Raw genomic sequence first — 15,929 nt, forward strand, 5'->3', positions numbered from 1 at the left:
GTCAGTTCTTTCCCTTCTGGTCGCGCGCCACCAGCTGGGCGGCGATCACGTTGCGCTGGATCTCGTTGGTGCCCTCGCCGACGATCATCAGTGGGGCGTCGCGGAAGTAGCGCTCCACGTCGTACTCCTTGGAGTAGCCGTAGCCGCCGTGCACCCGCACCGCGTCGAGGGCGACCTGCATGGCCGCCTCCGAGGCGAAGAGCTTGGCCATCCCGGCCTCCATGTCGGCGCGGTCGCCGGCGTCGAGCCGCTCGGCCGCGTCGATCGTCATCAGCCGGGCGGCGCGCATCTTGGTGCCCATCTCGGCGAGCAGGTTGCCGACCGACTGGTGCTTCCAGATCGGCTTACCGAAGCTCTCCCGGGTCTGGGCGTAGGAGAGCGCGTCGTCGAGCGCAGCCTGGCCGACGCCGACGGCGCGCGCCGCCACCTGGATCCGGCCGACCTCGAGGCCGCGCATCATGTGGCCCCAGCCGAGGTGGGGTGTGCCGCCGAGCACCGCGGTCGCGGGCACCCGCATCCTGTCGAACGTGAGCTCGCAGGCCTCGATGCCGCGGTAGCCGAGCTTGGGGATCTTGCCCGAGACCGTGAGCCCGTCGCCGGGCTCGACCAGCACCACGCTCATGCCCTGGTGCGCGGGCGAGGCGGAACGGTCGGTGACACAGAGCAGGCCGATCAGGCCGGCGTGCTGGGCGTTGGAGATCCAGGTCTTGGAGCCGGTGATGACCAGCTCGTCGCCGTCGATGTCGGCGAACGTACGCATGCCCTGCAGGTCGCTGCCGCCGGACGGCTCGGTCAGGGCCATCGTGGCGCGCAGGCTGCCGTCGGCCATCCGGGACAGGTAGGACTCCTGCTGCTCCGGGGTCCCGAAGTGGCGGACCAGATAGCTGATCACCGAGTGCCCGCCGATCGCGCCCGCCAGGCTCATCCAGCCACGGGCGAGCTCCTCGGTGACCCGCGCGAAGCAGGCCGTGCTCACGTCGACGCCGCCGTGCTCGGCGGGCACCAGGAGGCCGAAGAAGCCGAGCTTCTTCATCTCCTCGATGAGCTCCTCGGGGTAGATGTCGTCCGCCTCGAACTCGCGCACCCGGGGGCGTACGCGCTCGTCGACGAAGTCGGCGACGAGCCGGACCATGTCCTGCTCGTCGGGGGTCAGGCTGCTCATCTGGCTGCTCCTGGGGTGGGTCGGTTGAGGGAGACGATGCGGCGGGCGCGGGCGACGACGGGGGCGTCGACCATCCGGCCGTCGACGAGGGCGACGCCGTCCTCGGTCGCGGCGGCCAGGACGCGCTCGGCCCAGGCGACCTCGTCGGGGCTGGGCGCCAGGGCAGCGGCGGCAGGGGCCACCTGGCCGGGGTGGATGCAGAGCTTGCCGGCGAACCCGAGGGCGGCGGCCGCGGTGACGTCGGCGGTCAGCCGCTCGTGATCGCGTGCGTCGCCGGTGACGCCGTCGATCGGGCCGGCCAGGCCGCCGACGGCGGAGGCGAGCACCAGGTTGCCTCGCGCGGGCGCGAGGGCGGGTGCGTGGTCGGGATCGACGCCGAGCTCGGCGGCCAGGTCGTAGCTGCCGAAGGCCAGACGTACGACTCCGGGGGAGCGGGCCAGGTCGATGGCCCGCGCGACGCCGAGCGCGGTCTCGACCAGCGCCACGACGGCGGAGCCGTCGGGGAGCGCGGCCAGGACGGTCTCCACCGTCTCGGGGCTGTCTGCCTTCGGCAGCACCACCAGCGACGGCCCGCCGAGGGCGGCGAGCGCGGCGACGTCGGCGTCGTGCCAGGTGGTGCCGGCGGCGTTGATCCGCACTGCGACGGTGACGCCTGCTCGGGGGAGCCAGTCGATGACGTGGGCGCGGGCCGCGTCCTTGTGTGCCGGGGCGACGGCGTCCTCGAGGTCGACGACCACGATGTCGGGGCCGGCGGCGGCAGCCTTGGCGAACCGCTCCGGCCGGTCCCCGGGGACGAACAGCCAGGTGCGTGCCGCCCCGGCGATCTCGGCGGTGCTCATCGCGCGACCACCTCCCGGGTGCCGATGACACCGCGGGTGAGCAGGTCGTCGAGCCGCTCGGCGGCCAGCCCGAGGGCGCCGGCGAGCACGTCGCCGGTGTCCTGCCCGACGGCGGGTGCGGGCCGGGGCGTGCTTCGGCGGCCGTCGATGGTGATCGGCGCCCCCGGGGCGAGCAGCTCGCCGACGCCGGGCTGGGTGATCGTCGAGAACAGCGGGTGCTCGCGCAGCAGCCGGGCGTCGTCGGCGGCGAGGTCGCGGAAGCTGCGGTAGGGCGACCACAGGATCCGGGTCTTCGACAGTGCCCTCGTGACGTACGCCGCGTCGTGCTGTTCGAACCAGGCGGCGATCAGGCCGCCGAGCACGGTGCGGTGCCGGAACCGCGCGCCCTCGTCGGAGAAGTCGGCATCGAGCGCGCGGGCCAGCGCGGCCACCGCCTCGGCGAGGCCGGTGATGCCCAGCAGGTCCGACCACTGCCGCGGGGTGAGGGCGACCAGCATGAAGCGGTCGCCGTCCGCGGTGGTGAAGTCGCGGCCGAAGGTGCCGTAGACGTGGTTGCCGATCGAGCCGCGTTCGCCTGCCGGCCGCAGCTGCGCCTCGGCGAGATAGCCGAGGTTGCCGGCGGCCGCGAGGGCGACGTCCTCCAGCGCGACCCGCACCTCGGCGCCCTCGCCGGTGACCGCGCGCCGGCGCTCGGCGGCGAGCAGACCGGTCGCGAGGTGGAGCCCGGCCGCGAGGTCCCACGCCGGCACCACGCCGTTCACCGGCGCCGCATGCTCCTCCGGGCCGGTCACGAGCGGGAAGCCGGTGCCGGCCTGCACGGTGTAGTCGACGGCGGTCCCGCCGTCGTGACGGCCGGTGAGGAGCACGTGGATGACGTCGTCGCGGCGGGCGCGCAGCGCGGCGTACCCGAGCTCCGACCAGCGCTCGGCGTTGGTGACCACGATGCCGCCGGAGGGGCCGCCCGAGACGACCAGGTCCGCGACCAGCTGCCGCCCCTCCGGGTGGGTGCAGTCGACGGCGATGGCCTTCTTGCCAGGGTTGAGCCCGTTCCAGTAGAGGCTGGCGCCGTCGTCGCTGAGCGGCCATCGCGTCCGGTCGGGCGCACCCTCGAGCGGCTCGACGCGGATCACCTCCGCGCCGAGCTGCGCCAGGGTGGTGCCGCACAGCGGTGTGGCGACGAAGCTGGACACCTCGACCACCCGCAGGCCGGCGAGCGGTGCGGGAGCGGGGCCCGGAGTTGGGTCAGCGATGGTCATGGAACACCCTTTCTGTGGAGGGCTGTGAGGACGGGGCCGTGGGACCGGCCATCGCCCAGGTCAGGGCGACCGCGGCGACCGGCACGCCGTAGACGAGGGAGAGGTTTCCGGTCGGATAGGCGATCGCGACCCAGGAGTAGCCGACGGCGAGGCCGGTGAAGCGGAGCATGTTGTGGAGCCCGAGCGCGACACCGTCGGCGGCGGCTGGTGAGGTCATCAGACCGAGCGCGGACGTCGCCTGCGCGACGCCGATCGCCGCGCCCGTCAGCACGAGCGCGGCCACGGTGAGCGTGACGATCGTGCCGGGCCCGGAGGCGGTCGCGGCCAGGGGAAGGGCGAGCAGGCCGAGCGCGAGCAGGACCAGGCCGCCGCGCAGCGTGCGCCGGGCGGTGAACCGTTCGGTGACCCGGGAGGAGAGCGGCGCCGCGAGCGTCATCGCCAGGGCCAGCGCGAGCATGGTGATGCCGATGTGTCCCGGGCCCAGGCCGAGGTCGCGGCCCAGGTGCAGGGGTGTGGCGACGATCGCGACGCCGAGGCAGCCCATCACCGTACCGGCGGCCATCGTGCTCGCGACGAACCGCCGCTCGGTGAGGAGGCCGGGCGGGACGAAGGGTCCGGCGCTGGTGCGCCCGAGCTGGGTGTGCACGGCCAGGGCGAGCACACCTACTGCCGCCATCCCCGCGGCCACTGCGATCTCGCCGTGCTGCCCGAGCCAGCTGACGGCGCCGACGAGCGCGCCGATCCCGACCAGGAGCGTCGCCATCCCACTGACGTGGAGCGGAGCGTACGACGCAGGCACGTCGGGCACCACGGTCAGGCACAGCACCAGCAGCACGGCGCTGAGCGAGGCGTGGGTGAGGAACACCCAGCGCCAGCCGAGGGTGTCGGCGACCAGTCCGCCGAGGGGTGGACCGAGCGCCTGCCCGACGCCGATCGCGGCCGCCCAGGCGGCCATCACCCGGGCCCGGTTGCCGGCCCAGTGCCGGCCGAGCACCTGCTGGATCGCCGGCGGCACCGCCGAGCACGCGACCCCCTGCAGAGCACGCATCACGACCAGGAACCCGAGCCCCTGGCTGAACGCCGCGCCCGCCTGCGCGGCCACCATCAGCAGCAGCGACCCGGCGAGGACCCGCCGGGAGCCGAACCGCTGGCACATCCAGCCAGAGATCGGGGCGAAGACGACCATCGCCAGGGTGAAGGCGCTGACCGCGAAGACGATCCCTCGCGGCGAGGCCCCGATCGCGTGGGCGATCACGTTGATCGGCGCGCTGATGATGGTGCTCGACAGGGTGCCGAGCGTGGAGCACGCCAGCAGGGCGACGTACGCCGACCGGCGCGGTTCGTACGTGACGTTGGACGCGCTCATCGGAGGTAGAGCCGCACCGTGTCGATCTCGTCGCGGAGCAGCCGGACCTCCTCGACGGTCGGCCGTGCGGTCTCGCGTACGTCATCGGCGACGGCGATGTCCCAACCGGTCGCGGCGCGGACGTCGTCGACGGTGAGGCCGGGGTGGACCTCGCTGATCTCGAGCTCGCCGAGCTTGTCGGGGCGGCGCAGCACCGCCATCGGGGTGATCACGGTCGAGACCCCGTGGCCGCGAGGCACCATCCGGGGGTCCTCCTCGTACGCGCGCACCGGGCTGGGCGAGGTGCAGAAGTCGAGCTGCGCCGGAAGGGCGCCGGGGTCGTGGCGGCGCAGCACGACGATGCACTCGCCGGCGTTCGGCATGATCTCCGCGGCGCCGCCGGCACCGGGGAGCCGGACGACGGGCTTGTCCCAGTCGCCGATGACGCTGGTGTTGAGGCTGCCCCAGCGGTCGATCTGGGCGGCGCCGAGGAAGCCGACGTCGACATGGCCGCGCTGCAGCACGTAGCCGAAGAGTGCGGGCATGCTCAGCACCGCGGCGGCGCCGGAGACCAGCACCGAGTCGGCGATGCCCTCCGCCAGGCCCTCCGGCTGCGCGCCGCAGACACCGGACTCGTAGACCAGCTCGACGTCCGGGTTCACGGTGCGCCGCGCCAGGTCGACCGCGAGCGTCGGCAGCCCGACACCGGCGAAGACCCGGTGCTTGCCGACGAGCTGCCGGGCGGCGACCGCGGCGAGGAACTCGGTGCTGGACGGAGCCACGTCCGAGAGCGGGATGCTCATGAGACCTCCTGGGCGGCCACCCGGCGGCGGCCGAAGTCGACGGGCTGCGAGGGCCGAGGAGCGACACCGAGCCCGTCCCAGCGTTCCGCTCCGAGCTTGTCGAGGTACGCAGCGCGGTCGGGCACCTGGTGCACCCACTCCTCGAGCCAACCGAGCACCGCCTCGCGGTCGCGGCTGATCGGTGTCCACTCGCGGTAGAAGGCGTTGTCGCGGTCGTAGTGGCCCTGCGTGTATGACGGGTGCGCGCCGCCGGGAACCTCCACCACTGCGGTGACCGCGTGGGACGGCAGCACGGTGCGGTTCGGGTCGGAGCGGACGACGTCCTCCTCGACGATCTCCTCGACGGTCGCGATCACGGTCTCGGCCGCGTACGCCGCCTCCTGCTGGGCCCCGACGATGCCCCACATCTGGACGTTGCCGGAGCGGTCGGCGCGCTGGGCGTGGACGATCGTCACGTCCGGTCGCAGTGGCGGAACGACGTAGATGTCGGGTCCGCCGTAGGGATCGGAGACCTTGCGGATCAGCGGGTTGAGCTTCGGGAGGTCGCTGCCGGCGTAGGAGCGGAGCGGGAAGAACGGCAGCCCGGCGGCGCCGGCCTGGTAGCGGCAGACCATGCCGTAGTGGCTGTACTCCTCCACCTCGAGCGGTCTCGGGTCGGCGTGCTCGACCCGCCGCCGGACCTCGTGCAGGGAGCCGGCCGAACCGCTGGCGAAGAACGACGCCACGAGCTTGGAGACGCAGCCGGCGGCGATCATCTGGTCGGCCAGCAGATCGGGGGTCATCCGGCAGAACGTCAGGTCCCGACGGCCCTGGCGGATGATCTCGTGGCCCGCGGCGAACGGGATCAGGTGGCCGAAGCCCTCGAGCGCGACCGTCATGCCGTCCCGTACGTGGGCGGCCACCGCCGAGCTGAGATCGGTGACCTTGTCGGGCGCGGCCATGGGTGCTCCTCGGGGGCGGACGGGGATTGGTCAGTGGCCCCAGCCTGCCGCCAGCCGCATGCCGAACTCCAATACTTCTTCCGCTGCTCACTGTTGACGGATACGTATGAATAGTTCGAGACAGATATCGAAAGTGATGACAAACGACGGCACAATGAGCCGGGTGGACCCTGCCTCTCCTATCGCTGACGCCCGTGCTGCCGTGACCCTCGACGAGCTGCTCGAGCTGCTCGACCTGAGCTGTGCCGACGACCCGGCCGGCCGCGTCAGCCACTGGGTCGGGAAGCCGCAGAAGCATCCCGCCGGCAGGCTCTTCGGCGGCCTCCTCCTGGCTCAGGCGCTGGTCGCCGCCGGCCGTGGGATCGGGGCCGACCAGCGGATCATCAGCCTGCAGGCCGACTTCGTCGGCGGAGTGCCGACGGACCGGCCGCTGCACTGGGAGGTCACGGTCGTCTCCGACGCGCCGTCGCTGGCGACCCGGCGCAGCCGGTTGCTCGACGACACGGGGCAGGAGCTCTTCGGTGCGGTCACGCGGTGGGCGACGGTCCGTGCCGACCTGCCCTCCTACAGCTCAATCCGGCCGGCGCCGGCTCCCGACCCCGAGACGCTTCCGGACCTGGCCGACCGGTTCGGCTCCGACGAGCGGATCCCGCCCTGGTGGCGGCTCCGGCGACCGGTCCACTTCCGGCACGCGGTGGCCCCGCCGTACTTCACCGTCGCCGAGCCGAACGACCGGCAGACCACCTTCTTTCGGGCGACGGGCCCGCTGCCGGGCGACCCGGTCCTACGGGCGGCGCTGGTCGCCTATGTGAGCGACATGAGCATCCTCGAGGCGTCGTTCCTGGCGCTCGGATCAGCACGGCACAAGCCTGGCGCCCGGATCCTCAGCCTGACCCACGCGCTGACATTCCACGCCGCCTCCGACCTGACCGACTGGCACCAGTTCGACTGCCGGGTGGAGTCGATCGCGCATGGGCGAGCCCACGGCGTCGGGGAGCTGTTCGACGCGGCCGGTCGCCATGTCGCCACCGCTTCACAGGTCGGCCTGGTGAAGGTGGCGACCGACCGCTGACCGGTGGTCAGGCGGGCGGGGTCGACGGCAGCTCCGGTGTCGGCAGCGCCTCCTCCGAGGCGCGCAGCACCGCGTGCAGCGCCGGGCTCCGGTCCTCCTGCCGCCACGCGAGCTGCTGGAACGTGGGGCGGTCGCACTCGCTGATCCGGACCACCTCGATGCCGGTCTGCACCACGTTGGCGATCGCGGTGTCGAGCGTGAACGTGATGCCGACGCCGGCCGCGACCAGCGCGACCGCGGTCCAGCTGTCCGGCGCGGTCTGCACGATGTTGGGCACGAAACCGGCCTGGGACGCCGCCTCGATGAACGCGTCGCGCACGCTGGAGCCCGGGTCGGCGGGCAGCGCCACGAACGCCTCGTCCAGGCACTCCGCCATGCTGACCTCCCCGCGACCGGCGAGCCGGTGGCCGGCGGGTACGGCGAGCACGTAGTGCTCGACCGCGATCACGCGGTGCGCCAGACCCTGCGGCTCGATCCGCCACCGCGCGATGGCCAAGTCGAGCTCGCCGTCCTGCAGCGAGCGCAGCGCCTCGTAGTTGTACGTCGTGCTCTGCAGCATCAGCTCGATCCCGGGATGCTGCTCGCGGACGATCCGACCGAGCTGGCCGACGAGCACGTGGGAGGAAGGCCCCGCGAACCCGATCCGGACCCGGCCGGTCTCGCCGCGGCCGGCCGAGCGGACCGCTCGGCGCGCGGTGCGCAGGCCCTCGAGCACCTCTTGGGCGGGCCGGACCAGTGCCTCGCCGGCCGACGTCAGCCGGACGCTCCGAGTGGTGCGGTCGAACAGCTGGGCGCCGAGGTCGCGCTCGAGCTGCTTGATGGTGCGGCTCAGCGGAGGCTGGGCGATGTGCAGCCGCTCGGCCGCCCGGCCGAAGTGGAGCTCCTCGGCGACGGCCAGGAAGGCCTCGAGATGGTGCAGGTCCATAGGGACAACTCTTGCATCAGTGGGAACAATCCTCCAAGGATTAGGTATTGGACGCGCATAAGAAGTCGCGGGATGCTTTCTGCATGACCACCGACATGGCCATCGACCTGCTGCCGCTGGAGGGCATCACCGTGGTCGCCCTCGAGCAGGCCGTCGCGGCCCCGCTCGCCACCCGTCACCTCGCGGACCTCGGCGCCCGCGTGATCAAGCTGGAGCGCGTGGGCGAGGGTGACTTCGCCCGCAACTACGACCATGCGGTGCACGGCCTCGCGTCGCACTTCGTCTGGCTCAACCGCGGCAAGGAGTCGGTGGCGCTCGACCTCAAGTCGCCCGACGGCGCCGAGCTCGCGCGCCGGCTGGTCGCCCGCGCCGACGTGTTCCTGCAGAACGCCGCGCCCGGAGCCGCCGAGCGGCTCGGGCTCGGCGCCGACGAGCTGGCCGAACGGCACCCGAGGCTCGTCGTCGCCGGCATCTCCGGCTACGGCACCGGCGGCCCGCTGCGCGACCGTAAGGCGTACGACATGCTGATCCAGGCCGAGTCCGGGCTGATCTCGGTCACCGGCACCCCGGAGACGGCGACCAAGACCGGCGTCCCCAGCTCCGACATCGCCGCCGGCCTCTACACGAGCCAGGCGATCGTCGCGGCCCTGTTCCGACGCGAGCGCACCGGCAAGGGCGGCATCGTCGACGTGTCGATGTTCGACGCGACGGTCGAGTGGCTCGGGCACCCGATGTACATGCAGATGTACGGCGGCCGCCAGGTGCCCAGGATGGGGCTCAGCCACGCCTCGATCGCACCGTACGACGCCTACCCGACCGCCGACGGGGAGATCCTGATCGGCGTCCAGAACGACCGCGGCTGGCGGGCGCTGGTGACCGACGTCTTCGACCGGCCCGATCTCGTCGACCATCCCCGGCTGGCCACCAACCCGCTGCGGGTCGCCCACCGCGACGAGTGCGACGCGGTGGTCGCCGAGCACACCCGTGGCTTCGCCACCGCCGACCTCGACGCCCGGCTCGCCGCCGCCGGCGTTCCGGCTGCCCAGATCAACGACATGTCCGGCCTGGTCGAGCACCCGCAGCTCGCCGGCCGCGACCGGTGGCGCGAGGTCGCCACTCCCGCCGGGCCGGTCCGCGGCGTACTGCCTCCGATGACGTTCCGTGACGTCGAGCTGCCGATGGGCGCGATCCCCGAGCTCGGCGCCCACACCGATGCCGTGCTCGCGGAGCTCGGTCTCGACGCCGGCGCGATCGACCGGCTGGCCGCCGGTGGCGTGGTCGGCCGGCCCACCGACGTACCCGTCCCCACCCCTTGATCCCGCCTTGACCCCGCCTTGACCGTCCCGCACGAAGGAGCAGCACCCATGGAGCCCGACGAGTTCACGTCGATCCTCGACGCCGTCCGCGCGTTCGTCCGCAAGGAGGTCGTCACGGCCGAGGACGAGATCGAGGAGACCGACCAGATCCCCGACCGGCTCCGGCAGCAGGCCGCAGCCATGGGGCTGTTCGGCTATGCGATCCCCGAGGAGTACGGCGGTCTCGGCTTCACCATGTCCGAGGAGGTCCGGCTGGCGATGGAGCTCGGTTGGACCACGCCGTCGTTCCGCTCGATGTTCGGCACCAACAACGGCATCGCCGGTCAGGTGCTGGTCAACTGCGGCACCGAGCGGCAGAAGCAGCAGTACCTGCCCCGGCTGGCGAGCGGTGAGCTGGTGGCCTCGTTCGCGCTCACCGAGCCCGAGGCCGGCTCCGACCCGAGCGGCCTGCGCACGCGCGCGGTCCGCGAGGGCGACGAGTACGTCATCAACGGGCAGAAGCGCTTCATCACCAACGCGATCTGGGCCGATCTGCTGATGGTGTTCGCCCGCACCGGCGACCTCGACGAGGGCGCGAAGAACATCTCGGTGTTCGTGGTGCCGACCGACACCCCCGGCGTGACCATCGGTCCGAAGGACCACAAGATGGGTCAGCGCGGGGCGGTGACGTCGGAGATCTTCCTCGACGGCGTCCGGGTGCCCGCCGAGAACCTGGTGGGCGAGGTCGAGGGTGAGGGCTTCTCCGCGGCGATGCGATCGCTGGCCAAGGGCCGGCTGCACATCGCCGCGCTGACGGTCGGCCTCGCGGACCGACTGATCGAGGAGAGCCTGCGCCACGCCACGACCAACAGCCAAGGTGGCCAGAAGCTGGCCGAGTTCCAGCTGATCCAGGCGATGCTCGCCGAGAGCCGGACCGAGGCGTACGCCGGTCGCGCGATGGTCCTCGAGGCTGCCCGCAGCTGGGACGACGGCAGCGACCGGCGGACGGCGCCGTCGCTGTGCAAGCTGTTCTGCACCGAGGCGGTCGATCGGATCGCCGATCGCGCGGTCCAGATCCACGGCGGCCTCGGCTACATGCGTGAGGTGCCGGTCGAACGGTTCTACCGCGACGCGCGGCTGTTCCGGCTCTACGAGGGCACCAGCGAGATCCAGAAGCTGATCATCGCCAAGCAGATGGTGAAGGAGTTCCAGGGGTGAGCGAGGAGCTGCGGACCGGGGCGGTCAGGGTCGAGGACCGTGGTCACGTCCGGATCCTCATCCTCGACCGTCCCGAGCGTCGCAACGCGCTCGACCTCGCCGACCGGCTGGACCTGCTGACGGCGCTCCGGGCTGCCGACCTGGAGGCGCGCGCCGTCGTCCTGACCGGCGCGGGCTCGGTGTTCTCCGCGGGCGGCGACATCCGGTCGATGTCGCAGGACCGCGACGTCGCCCAGCAGCGGCTCGAGGTCGTCAACGCCGTCGTACGTCAGCTGGTCACCGGCGACCGGCCGGTCCTCGCCGCGGTCGAGGGCGGCGCGTACGGGCTCGGGCTCGCGCTGGCAGCCGCCTGCGACCTGGTGGTGGCCGGCCGCTCGGCGACCTTCTCGACGTCCTTCGGGAAGATCGGGCTCGGCCCGGACACCGGGCTCGCCTACACGCTGCCGCGGCGCGTCGGGCAGGGCAGGGCGCGCGAGCTGCTCCTGACCGTACGCACCTTCGACGCGGCCGAGGCCGAGCGGATCGGAGCGGTCGAGACAGTGGTCGACGACGGCACCGCCCTCGACCACGCGGTCGAGCTGGCCTCGCGGCTGGCCGAGCTCTCGGCGCCGATGGTCGCCGGCACCCGGCACATCCTCACCCAGCCCGACCAGAGCCTCGACGGCGTACTCGCGGCCGAGGCCGACCTCCAGGTCGAGCTGCTCGCGGGCCGGCAGTTCGCCGAGGGCCGGTCGGCCTTCCTCGAGCGCCGGAGGCCGGACTTCATCAGCGCCTGAGGCCGGACGGCATGCCGGTTGTACGTCCGGCCGATCCGCGCGAGGCTTCAGGTATGACGTCCCCGCTGGTCCGGGTCCACTCGCTGACGACGCGCGTCGAGGCGCCAGTGGAGGAGGTCTTCGGGTGGCATCGGCGCCCGGGGGCGATCCGCCGGCTGACGCCTCCGTGGACGCCGGGGAAGGTGCGGGTGGAGGCGACCGATCTCGCCGACGGGACGGCGGTTATCTCGCTCGGCCGCGGTGTGGACTGGGTGGCCCGTCATGATCCCGATGGCTACGACGCGCCGCACCTGTTCACCGACCGGCTCGCCTCACTGCGGCCGCTGACGTGGACCCACAGGCACGAGTTCGCCGCCGTCGGCGATGCCACGCTGGTCACCGACCGGGTCGAGACGAACGTGCTGGGGCGGATGGTGGACCGGATGCTCGGCTACCGCCACGATCAGCTGGTCGCCGACCTCGCCGCCCACCACAGGACGTACGCAGCGGGCAAGGCACTCACCATCGCGGTCACCGGCTCGAGCGGGACCGTCGGGCGGGCTCTGGTCCCGTTCCTCACCACCGGCGGCCATCGGGTGGTCCGGCTGGTCCGGCATGCACCTGCCGGTGAGGGCGAGCGCCTCTGGGATCCGTCGGCGCCCGGCCCGGACCTGCTCGACGGCGTGGACGCGGTCGTCCATCTGGCCGGGGCGTCCATCGCGGGCCGCTTCACCGCGGCGCACAAGACGGACATCCGCGACTCCCGGATCGAGCCGACCCGGCTGCTCGCCGAGGCGGCGGCACGCAGCGGCGTACGCACCTTCGTCAGCGCCTCCGCGATCGGGATCTATGGCGCCGACCGGGGCGCCGAGGTCCTCGCCGAGACCTCGGCGCGAGGCACGGGCTTCCTCGCCGACGTGGTCGCCGACTGGGAGGCGGCGAGCCGGGTGGACGGGCCGCGGGTGATCCAGGTGAGGACCGGGATCGTGCAGACGCCCGCCGGTGGAGCGCTGCGGCTTCAGCGACCGCTGTTCGCCGCCGGCCTGGGTGGCCGGCTCGGGAGCGGCGACCAGTGGCTGAGCTGGATCGGCATCGACGACCTGGTCGACGTCTACCACCGCGCCATCCTCGACGAGACGCTCGTCGGCCCGGTCAACGCGGTCGCCCCCGAGCCGGTCACCGGCCGGGTCTACGCGCAGACCCTCGCGCACGTGCTCCACCGGCCCGCGTTCCTGCCCACGCCGACCCTCGGCCCGCGGCTCCTGCTCGGCAAGGAGGGCGCCGAGGAGATGGCGCTGGCGAGCCAGCGCGTCGAACCGGCCGCTCTCGGGAGCCATCACCAGTTCCGTCACCCGACGCTGGAGGCGGCGCTGCGTCACGTACTCGGTCGTTGAGGGTCAGGCCTCGCCGCTGAGCAGCAGCTCCGCGGCCACGGCCGCCCCGTCGACCCGGGCCGCGGCAGCCATCGCGGTCGCCCGCGCTCGGACCTCCGGCGTCAACGCGGCGCCGAGAGCGGCGGTGAGCGATTCGACCGTCGGTGCGGCGCCGTCGTGGGCGACCCCGATGCCGAGCTCGGCCACCCGCCCGGCCCAGTAGGTCTGGTCGCCGGCCTGCGGCACCACCAGTTGCGGCGCGCCGGCCCGGTAGGCCGTCGTCATGGTGCCCGCACCGCCGTGGTGGACGACGGCGGCGACCGGGCCGAAGAGTCGCTGGTGGTTGACCTCGCCGACGACGAAGCAGTCGTCACGACCGTCGATGACGTCCAGCCCAGCCCATCCGCGCCCGATGACCACGCGTCGGCCGTGGGCGCGGATGGCCTCGACCGCGACCCGCACACCCTCCTCGCCGACTGTGCGCATGCTGCCGAACCCGACGTACACGGGCGACTGCCCGGCGTCGAGGAAGCCCAGCAGGTCGGCCGGGAGCGGCCGGTCGTCCTCGAGCATCCAGGCGCCGGTCTGCACGACGTCGAGGCTGGAGGTCCCGTGCCACGGGCCGAGGGTGGGATCGGCCGCGAGGAGGGGACGAGTGGTGAACATGAACTCGGTGACGTCGCTGACCGGCGGCAGCCCGATCGAGAGCCGATGGGCGTCGATCGGTTCCTTGAACAGCTCGTTGAAGCCGCGTCCGTCCAGGCCGTCGACGACGTCCGGGCAGAAGAGGACGTAGTGATAGGGGATCCCCCGCGCCTCGGCGACCGAGGGTGCGACGAACTGCGACATCGCGGTCGCCACGACCACGTCGCAGCCCGCAGCGGCCTCGGCCACCGTGTCGTACTGTGCCGAGATGAAGTCGGTCACCCGCTGGTGACGCTCCTCGGAGGTCGGCGGACGCTCCCAGGACCGCCACGGCTTGAGGAACGGCACGTGCGGCACACCCTCCCGCGCCAGCAGGTCGACGAACTCCTCGTCCGGCGGCGCGCACATTCGCACGTCAGCGCCTCTCCGCCGCAGCTGCACCGCGAGCGCCACCATCGGCTCGACGTCTCCCCGCGACCCGTACGTCGACAACAGCACGCGCATCCATGGCTCCGTTCATTGGACATCGGGCCGCGCCCGAGAACGACGGCAGCATAAGGCTCCCGCGCTGCCGGGTCAGGATGTCGGGAGCGCGGTCCGGGTGAGGCTCTCGGAGATCTCCCACAGCCGGGTGGCGTCCTCGGCGCTGACCAGCGGCGGGTAGAGCGCCTGCTCGGCGGGGGCGCCGCCGAGGTGGCCGGGCCCGCTCGGGCCGTACAGCCGACCACCGGACGCCTCGGGCGAGGTGGCGGCCAGCAGCGCGGGAAGGGCGGCGGTCTCGGGGGTGCCGAGGAGGATGCCGCGGGCCGAGAGCCAGCGGATCATGCGTACGGAGAAGGTGTCCGTCGTGCGGCCGATCTCGGGTCGTGCGGCCAGCAGGTTGGTCGGCGCGACGCCGGGGTGGGAGAGGTTGCTGGTGATGCCCCAGCCGTTGGCCCGGCTGCGCCGGTCCAGCTCGAGCCCGAAGAGACCGACGGCGATCTTGGACTGGCTATAGGCCTTCATGTCCTCATAGCTCTGCTCCCAGTTGGGGTCCTCCCAGTTGACCGCGCCGCGCCTCGCGGCGACGCTGACCTGGGACGTCACCCGGGCCTGTCCGGCTCGCAGCAGCGGGAGGATCCGGGCGACGAGGGCGAAGTGGCCGAGATGGTTGGTGCCGAACTGGAGCTCGAACCCGTCGGCGGTCGTCTGCCGCTCCGGCGGCGTCATCACGCCGGCGTTGTTGATCATCAGGTGGAACGGCTGGTCCTCGCCCAGCAGCGTCTCGGAGAGCGCCGCCACCGACGACAGCGAGGACAGGTCGAGGTCGCGCAGCGAGATCTTGGCCTCCGGCACGTGCCCGCGGATCGTGGCCAGCGCCTTCTCGCCCTTGCTGGCGTTGCGTACGGGCATCACGACCTCGGCGCCGGCCGCCGCCAGGCGGGTGGCCATCACCAGGCCCATGCCGTCGCTGGCCCCGGTGACCAGGGCTCGCTTGCCGGACAGGTCGGGGATCGTGATGTCGATGGGTCGACGTGGCATCGGTCTGCTCCTGGAGAGAGGCTCTTGGGTCGGATCCATCCTCGGTCGCCCACCAGGATCTATCCAGGGTCTGCCGATCCCAGCCTGCGACGGCAGCGCATGGGCCCGGCTCGCGGCGGGTACGTCGACAGGGTGAGCAAACGGGACCGCGACGTGGTGCGGCGTCTGCTGGACGCCGGCGGCACGACGTACGCCGAGGAGGCCGGCATCCGGCTCCGGGACAAGCCGTCTCCGCTCTATCGTCTCCTCGTTCTGGCGATGCTCTCCTCGACCCGGATCTCGACCGACATCGCGGTCGCCGCGGCGCGGGAGCTGTCGGCCGCCGGATGGCGTACGCCGCACCGGCTGCTCGACTCGACCTGGCAGCAGCGGGTGGACGCTCTCGGCCGGGCCCACTACCGCCGCTACGATGAGAGCACCGCGACCAAGCTCGAAGAGCAGGCGCAGTGGCTGCTGGAGACCTGCCGCGGCGACCTGCGCCGGCTCCGCCCGACCTCGCCCGACGGCGCCGACGCCCTGATCGACGCGCTCACCGACTCGCCCCGCATCGGCCCGGTGGGAGCCCGGATCTTCTGCCGCGAGGTGCAGGACGTGTGGCCCGAGCTGTCGCCCTTCCTCGACGGCCCGCTCCTCGACCAGGCTCGTGACCTCGGCCTGCCCGCGGACCCGGACGAGCTCGCGTCGCTGGTCCCCGGCGGCCGCTGTGCCGCGCTCGCGGCGGCGCTCACCCGAGCACGTCACGGACTTCCCGAGCTCGAGGAGACCTGAGGCAGTCCTGC

At 72.7% G+C, this 15,929-nt stretch carries 15 protein-coding genes; 6 read left to right on the plus strand and 9 right to left on the minus strand.

What is annotated here, in order from left to right; translation table 11 throughout:
* Window position 1: 1 nt before the first annotated feature.
* Genes OH802_RS12220 through OH802_RS12245 form a run of 6 tightly spaced genes read right to left on the minus strand, consistent with a single transcriptional unit; the run spans window position 2 to window position 6,346 of the window.
* The gene (locus OH802_RS12220) at window positions 2–1,162 is read right to left on the minus strand and encodes an acyl-CoA dehydrogenase family protein (protein WP_406028228.1); all 1,161 of its coding nucleotides are present in this window, start codon (window positions 1,160–1,162) and stop codon (window positions 2–4) included.
* A complete protein-coding gene (locus tag OH802_RS12225) occupies window positions 1,159–2,001 on the minus strand; it encodes an HpcH/HpaI aldolase/citrate lyase family protein (protein ID WP_406028230.1) in 843 nt (280 codons plus the stop codon). Before OH802_RS12225 ends, OH802_RS12220 begins: the two co-directional genes overlap by 4 nt.
* Entirely contained in the window at window positions 1,998–3,257 is a 1,260-nt protein-coding gene (locus tag OH802_RS12230) for a CoA transferase (RefSeq protein WP_406028232.1), read from the minus strand. The genes OH802_RS12225 and OH802_RS12230 overlap by 4 nt, the downstream gene beginning before the upstream one ends.
* Window positions 3,244–4,623, minus strand: a complete 1,380-nt coding sequence (locus tag OH802_RS12235; RefSeq protein ID WP_406028234.1) for an MFS transporter — start codon at window positions 4,621–4,623, stop codon at window positions 3,244–3,246. The genes OH802_RS12230 and OH802_RS12235 overlap by 14 nt, the downstream gene beginning before the upstream one ends.
* Window positions 4,620–5,405, minus strand: a complete 786-nt coding sequence (locus OH802_RS12240) for a CoA-transferase subunit beta (protein WP_406028236.1) — start codon at window positions 5,403–5,405, stop codon at window positions 4,620–4,622. The genes OH802_RS12235 and OH802_RS12240 overlap by 4 nt, the downstream gene beginning before the upstream one ends.
* Window positions 5,402–6,346, minus strand: a complete 945-nt coding sequence (locus OH802_RS12245; protein ID WP_406028238.1) for a CoA transferase subunit A — start codon at window positions 6,344–6,346, stop codon at window positions 5,402–5,404. Before OH802_RS12245 ends, OH802_RS12240 begins: the two co-directional genes overlap by 4 nt.
* Window positions 6,347–6,509: 163 nt before the next feature.
* On the opposite strand from OH802_RS12245, the gene OH802_RS12250 reads away from it, so the two are divergent.
* Window positions 6,510–7,418, plus strand: a complete 909-nt coding sequence (locus OH802_RS12250; protein ID WP_406028240.1) for an acyl-CoA thioesterase — start codon at window positions 6,510–6,512, stop codon at window positions 7,416–7,418.
* 7 nt (window positions 7,419–7,425) lie between these two features.
* On the opposite strand, the gene OH802_RS12255 is transcribed toward OH802_RS12250, so the two are convergent.
* Entirely contained in the window at window positions 7,426–8,343 is a 918-nt protein-coding gene (locus OH802_RS12255; RefSeq protein ID WP_406028242.1) for a LysR family transcriptional regulator, read from the minus strand.
* 83 nt (window positions 8,344–8,426) lie between these two features.
* Here OH802_RS12255 and OH802_RS12260 point away from each other — a divergent pair, with 83 nt between their 5' ends.
* The 4 genes from OH802_RS12260 to OH802_RS12275 are packed head-to-tail and all read left to right on the plus strand — an operon-like array spanning window position 8,427 to window position 13,005.
* Complete coding sequence (locus OH802_RS12260; protein ID WP_406028244.1) at window positions 8,427–9,659, plus strand: CaiB/BaiF CoA transferase family protein; 1,233 nt, start codon at window positions 8,427–8,429, stop codon at window positions 9,657–9,659.
* Between the two features lie 48 nt (window positions 9,660–9,707).
* Window positions 9,708–10,856 carry an acyl-CoA dehydrogenase family protein gene (locus OH802_RS12265; protein ID WP_406028246.1) on the plus strand — a complete coding sequence of 383 codons (1,149 nt, stop codon included), beginning with the start codon at window positions 9,708–9,710 and terminating at the stop codon, window positions 10,854–10,856.
* Window positions 10,853–11,632, plus strand: a complete 780-nt coding sequence (locus tag OH802_RS12270) for an enoyl-CoA hydratase/isomerase family protein (RefSeq protein WP_406028248.1) — start codon at window positions 10,853–10,855, stop codon at window positions 11,630–11,632. Before OH802_RS12265 ends, OH802_RS12270 begins: the two co-directional genes overlap by 4 nt.
* Window positions 11,633–11,685: 53 nt before the next feature.
* Window positions 11,686–13,005, plus strand: a complete 1,320-nt coding sequence (locus OH802_RS12275; RefSeq protein ID WP_406028250.1) for a TIGR01777 family oxidoreductase — start codon at window positions 11,686–11,688, stop codon at window positions 13,003–13,005.
* A 3-nt stretch (window positions 13,006–13,008) separates the two neighbouring features.
* On the opposite strand, the gene OH802_RS12280 is transcribed toward OH802_RS12275, so the two are convergent.
* A complete protein-coding gene (locus OH802_RS12280; protein ID WP_406028252.1) occupies window positions 13,009–14,133 on the minus strand; it encodes a glycosyltransferase in 1,125 nt (374 codons plus the stop codon).
* A gap of 72 nt (window positions 14,134–14,205) precedes the next feature.
* On the minus strand, window positions 14,206–15,150 hold the full coding sequence (locus OH802_RS12285) for an SDR family oxidoreductase (protein WP_406028254.1): 945 nt from the start codon (window positions 15,148–15,150) through the stop codon (window positions 14,206–14,208).
* A gap of 132 nt (window positions 15,151–15,282) precedes the next feature.
* On the opposite strand from OH802_RS12285, the gene OH802_RS12290 reads away from it, so the two are divergent.
* A complete protein-coding gene (locus OH802_RS12290) occupies window positions 15,283–15,918 on the plus strand; it encodes an endonuclease (RefSeq protein ID WP_406028256.1) in 636 nt (211 codons plus the stop codon).
* Window positions 15,919–15,929 lie beyond the last annotated feature (11 nt).

The sequence above is a fragment of the Nocardioides sp. NBC_00850 genome (assembly GCF_045207335.1).
GTDB lineage: Bacteria > Actinomycetota > Actinomycetes > Propionibacteriales > Nocardioidaceae > Nocardioides.

Excerpts from the sequence above, each read along its gene's own strand:
- OH802_RS12260 (WP_406028244.1), top strand. The coding sequence starts at position 8,427 with ATGACCACCGACATGGCCATCGACCTGCTGCCGCTGGAGGGCATCACC.
- OH802_RS12265 (WP_406028246.1), top strand. The coding sequence starts at position 9,708 with ATGGAGCCCGACGAGTTCACGTCGATCCTCGACGCCGTCCGCGCGTTC.
- OH802_RS12245 (WP_406028238.1), bottom strand. The coding sequence starts at position 6,346 with ATGGCCGCGCCCGACAAGGTCACCGATCTCAGCTCGGCGGTGGCCGCC.
- OH802_RS12285 (WP_406028254.1), bottom strand. The coding sequence starts at position 15,150 with ATGCCACGTCGACCCATCGACATCACGATCCCCGACCTGTCCGGCAAG.
- OH802_RS12235 (WP_406028234.1), bottom strand. The coding sequence starts at position 4,623 with ATGAGCGCGTCCAACGTCACGTACGAACCGCGCCGGTCGGCGTACGTC.
- OH802_RS12220 (WP_406028228.1), bottom strand. The coding sequence starts at position 1,162 with ATGAGCAGCCTGACCCCCGACGAGCAGGACATGGTCCGGCTCGTCGCC.
- OH802_RS12240 (WP_406028236.1), bottom strand. The coding sequence starts at position 5,405 with ATGAGCATCCCGCTCTCGGACGTGGCTCCGTCCAGCACCGAGTTCCTC.
- OH802_RS12225 (WP_406028230.1), bottom strand. The coding sequence starts at position 2,001 with ATGAGCACCGCCGAGATCGCCGGGGCGGCACGCACCTGGCTGTTCGTC.
- OH802_RS12275 (WP_406028250.1), top strand. The coding sequence starts at position 11,686 with ATGACGTCCCCGCTGGTCCGGGTCCACTCGCTGACGACGCGCGTCGAG.
- OH802_RS12280 (WP_406028252.1), bottom strand. The coding sequence starts at position 14,133 with ATGCGCGTGCTGTTGTCGACGTACGGGTCGCGGGGAGACGTCGAGCCG.
- OH802_RS12230 (WP_406028232.1), bottom strand. The coding sequence starts at position 3,257 with ATGACCATCGCTGACCCAACTCCGGGCCCCGCTCCCGCACCGCTCGCC.
- OH802_RS12255 (WP_406028242.1), bottom strand. The coding sequence starts at position 8,343 with ATGGACCTGCACCATCTCGAGGCCTTCCTGGCCGTCGCCGAGGAGCTC.